Annotated in this window: 4 protein-coding genes; 3 read left to right on the forward strand and 1 reads right to left on the reverse strand. The window is 72.3% G+C overall.

All coding sequences use genetic code 11. The features are described 5' to 3' along the window. Positions 1-149 precede the first annotated feature (149 nt). Positions 150-1,268 carry a phosphoserine transaminase gene (serC, locus tag ACIPYW_RS08150; protein ID WP_400412470.1) on the reverse strand — a complete coding sequence of 373 codons (1,119 nt, stop codon included), beginning with the start codon at positions 1,266-1,268 and terminating at the stop codon, positions 150-152. Between the two features lie 116 nt (positions 1,269-1,384). Between serC and ACIPYW_RS08155 the strand changes: the two genes are divergently transcribed. From ACIPYW_RS08155 to ACIPYW_RS08165, 3 genes are all read left to right on the forward strand, one after another. Next, positions 1,385-2,086: a metal-dependent transcriptional regulator gene (locus ACIPYW_RS08155; RefSeq protein ID WP_290133742.1), complete on the forward strand. Its 702-nt coding sequence runs from the start codon at positions 1,385-1,387 to the stop codon at positions 2,084-2,086. A gap of 253 nt (positions 2,087-2,339) precedes the next feature. Then, entirely contained in the window at positions 2,340-3,275 is a 936-nt protein-coding gene (locus tag ACIPYW_RS08160) for a C40 family peptidase (RefSeq protein ID WP_400412471.1), read from the forward strand. Between the two features lie 373 nt (positions 3,276-3,648). Further along, positions 3,649-4,143 (forward strand): HNH endonuclease, encoded by a 495-nt coding sequence (locus tag ACIPYW_RS08165; protein ID WP_290133744.1) that lies wholly within the window; start codon positions 3,649-3,651, stop codon positions 4,141-4,143. The last annotated feature ends 154 nt before the right edge of the window (positions 4,144-4,297 follow it).

Consider the following 4,297-nt stretch of genomic DNA (forward strand, 5'->3'; position numbering starts at 1 on the left):
GCGCCGGGGGCCCCCCCCCCCCCCCCCCCGCCCCGCCCCCCCGCGCCGCCCCCCCCCCCCCCCCCCCCCCGGGCGGGGGGGGGGGGGGCCCGGGGCCCCCGCGCCTCCCGTGTGTCGTCAGCGCGTCAGCGCGTCAGCGCGTCAGCGCGTCAGTGCGACAGCTCGCCCACCACGTACTCGATCGCCTTGGTGAGCTGCGCGACGTCCGCCGGTTCGATCGCCGTGAACGTCGCGATCCGGAGCTGGTTGCGGCCGAGCTTCCGGTACGGCTCGGTGTCGACGATGCCGTTCGCGCGGAGCGTCGCGGCCACGGCCTTCGCGTCGATCGCGTCGTCGAGGTCGATCGTCGCGACCACCTGCGACCGGTGCGACGGCTCCGCCACGAACGGCGTCGCGAAGTCGACCGACGCTGCCCAGTCGTAGATCGTCCCGGAGGACTGCTTCGTGCGGGCGTCGGCCCACGCGATGCCGCCCGACTCGTTGATCCAGCGGACCTGGTCGTCGAGGAGGAGCAGGGTCGCGAGTGCCGGGGTGTTCAGCGTCTGGTCGAGCCGCGAGTTGTCGACCGCGTTCTTCAGGGACAGGAACTCCGGGACGTAGCGGTCCGAGGCGGCGATGCGCTCCACCCGCTCGATCGCGGCGGGGGAGAACAGCGCGAGCCACAGCCCGCCGTCGGACGCGAAGTTCTTCTGGGGCGCGAAGTAGTAGACGTCGGTCGCGGACACGTCGAAGGCGGCACCGCCGGCAGCGCTCGTGGCGTCCACCACGGTGAGCGCGCCGTCGTCACCCTGCGCGCGGACCACCGGGGCCATGACGCCGGTCGAGGTCTCGTTGTGCGGGTAGGCGTAGACGTCGACGCCCTCGACCGGTTCGAGGGCGGCGAGCGAACCACCCGGGGCCTCGATGACGTGCGGCGCCTCGAGCCACGGTGCGGCGACGGCCTTGGCGAACTTCGAGCCGAACTCGCCGAAGGACAGGTTCTCGGCGCGGCGCTCGACGAGCCCGAAGGCGGCGGCGTCCCAGAACGCGGTCGACCCGCCGTTGCCGAGCACGACCTCGTAGCCGTCCGGCACCTGGAACAGGTCGGCGATGCCCTGCCGGACGCTGCCGACGAGGTCCTTCACGGGCTTCTGCCGGTGGGAGGTGCCGAGGATCGTCGCCCCGCGCGTCACGAGGGACTCGAGCTGTGCGCCACGGATCTTGGACGGGCCGCAGCCGAAGCGTCCGTCGGTCGGGAGGAGGTCGGACGGGATGACGATGTCTGCCATGGAGCGATCCTACCGGCGCGGTATCCCAGGGCATTCCTTGACCCTTGCAAGTGTTGGTCCTCCAGTGTCACCACGAACAAGTAGGGTGGCGGGACCTGAGACCAGAGAGGCGGACCGTGACCGATCTCGTCGACACCACGGAGATGTACCTGCGCACGATCCTCGACCTCGAGGAAGAAGCGATCATCCCGCTGCGCGCCCGCATCTCGGAGCGCCTCGGTCACTCGGGTCCCACGGTCTCGCAGACCATCGCCCGCATGGAGCGTGACGGCCTCGTCGTCGTGTCCGGCGACCGCCACCTCGAGCTCACGACCGAGGGGCGTTCGCGAGCGACCCACGTCATGCGCAAGCACCGTCTGGCCGAGCGGCTGCTCTCCGACGTCATCGGGCTCGACTGGGCGTTCGTCCACGACGAGGCCTGCCGCTGGGAGCACGTGATGAGCGAGCAGGTCGAGGTCCGGCTGCTCGAGATGCTCGGCAACCCGACGGAGTCGCCGTACGGCAACCCGATCCCGGGGCTGGCCGAGATCGGCGGGCCGGACGCCGGCGGCTTCCTCGACGGCGTGCAGAACATCGTCACCGCGACCGAGGGCACCGACGCCGTCGCCACGGGGACGATCCGCCGCCTGGGTGAGCCGGTGCAGTTCGAACCCGAGCTCCTCCACCAGCTGCGGACCGCCGGGGTCATGCCCGGTCGGGTCGCGAGCGTGCAGCGCGCAGGCGCCTACGTCGCGGTGCGGGTCGACGGCGAGGACTCCGGCATCGAGCTCCCGAGCGAGGTCGCACAGCACGTGTACATCGAACGCGGCGACGCCTGACGTCCGCTCGCCTTTACCGTTCTGTTACAAAGTCCCCGTTTCATCTCGACAAGGTAACGACGGCCACGTACACTCGTGCGAGTCCCCGGGCCGACACCGAACCCGGGAACCCGTGGCAGGACGTCTCGAACCCGTCTCCTGCCTCGATCGGAAACGATGACGAACGGATGGGGTTCCACGGCCCAGGTCAGGCGAGTCCCCAGCTCGTCGCGATGCCCCGGACCGTGGTGACGAGGCGCCGGAGATCCCACCCTTGACGCTGAACGGTTCCGCCGCGGACGACCAGACCGCGAACCCGACGAACACCGCCGACGCCCCCACGGCCCTCCCCACCCGACGCACCGCGCGCGCTGCCGCCCCGCAGTCCGTGAAGACCGCACCGCTCGCCGGTGGACGCCGTGCCGCACAGGCCGCCCAGCGCGCCGAGCAGGCGAAGGCCAGCTCGTCCGCCCGCAAGCGCCGGCTCCTCGCGCCCCTCGTCCTGACCGTCGCGGCCGGCATGTTCGGCACGATGGCGGTCCCGGCCGCGTTCGCGTCGACCCAGCAGCCCTCGGACGCCGCTGCCGCCGCCCAGCGCCAGCTCCGCACGACCGGCGAGCAGAACTTCTCCGTGTCCGACGCGGTCGCCCTGGCCGGCACCAGCCGCGACGGCTACGGTGCGACGGCCCAGTCGACGCTCGACGCCGAGGCTGCGCAGCAGGCCGAGGCGAAGGCCGCGGCAGCTGCCGCGAAGCAGGCCGCCGCGACCGAGAAGGCCCGCGCGGCGACCGCCACGCAGTACGCCTCGTACTCGGGCCCGAGCGCCGCCGACTACGTCGCGACGTCGAAGGCCGCGAACACCCCGTTCTCGCTGCCGGCCGTCGTCGCGACCGCGAAGCAGTACATCGGCACGCCGTACGTGTTCGGCGGCGCGGACCCGTCCGGGTTCGACTGCTCGGGCTACGTGATGTTCGTGTACGCGCAGTACGGCATCAACCTCGCGCACTCCGTGCCCCTGCAGGACCAGGCCGGCACCACGATCCCGGAGTCCGAGGCACAGCCCGGCGACGTCGTCATCTTCAACAACGAGGCGCACGACGGCTTCTACATGGGCAACGGCATGATCATGGACGCGCCGAAGCCCGGCGGCTCCGTGTCGATCCGCCCGATCTGGACCAGCGACTACCACATCGTCCGCTTCGGGATCTGACCCGGAGCCCTCCCTCCGGTCGACGCGGACACGTCGAACCCGTGAACATCGCCGGAACCGGCCCGCACACCCTCGTGCCGGGCCGGTTTCCGACGTATCCTGACGCTGCACCGGCCCTTCGGCTGCGAGCAGGGAGACCTCATGTCAGCGTTCCGCACGACCCGCACCATGGGTCGGCGCGCGCACGTCGACATATGGTCGACCACCGCCTGCGTGCACGAGCACGCCCCGTCATGACGAGAGCACTGCCCATCCGGGTGGTGCTCTTCGTGGTTCCGGGGCCGTGCGCGCGAGCGACGGTCACCTGCGCGACGCCCTGGTCCGGCGCACCCGCACCGCCTGGAAGCCGTCCAGGCACGTCGGAAGGGAACCCATGCGCACTCTCGTCCTCAACGCCGGTTACGAGCCCCTCGCGGTGATCTCGTTCCGACGGGCCCTCGTGCTGGTCATGAACCAGAAGGCCGCCATCGTCGCCGCCGACCTCGACCACCCGGTGACCGGGTCGACGTCGACGTACGACCGTCCGTCCGTCATCATCCTCACCCGGTACGTGCGCATCCCGCACTCCAGACTCGTGCCCGTCTCCCGCCGCGGCGTCCTCCGTCGCGACGGCAACCGCTGCGCCTACTGCGACCGGCACGCCACCACGATCGACCACGTCCAGCCGAAGTCCCGCGGCGGGCAGGACTCGTGGGAGAACCTCGTCGCCTGCTGCCTGGCGTGCAACAACACCAAGGGTGACCGCACTCCGCAGGAGATGGGGTGGCGGCTGCGCTTCCGCCCGAGGGCGCCGCACGGCGCCTCGTGGGTGGTGCGCGGGATCGAGCGTCCGCAGGCGGACTGGGACGAGTACCTGGTCGCCGCGTAGCGGCGCTGCTGTCGCAGCGGACGGACGGGAGGCGGGGGGGCCGCCGGGCCCCCCCCCCCCCGCCGGGGGGGGGGGGGGCCCCCCCCCCGGGGGGGGGGCCCCCCCCGGCCCCCCCCCCCGCCGCCCCCCCGGGGCGGCGCCCCCGGGCCCCCGG

This window comes from Curtobacterium sp. NPDC089689 (assembly GCF_044749145.1).
Classification (GTDB): domain Bacteria; phylum Actinomycetota; class Actinomycetes; order Actinomycetales; family Microbacteriaceae; genus Curtobacterium.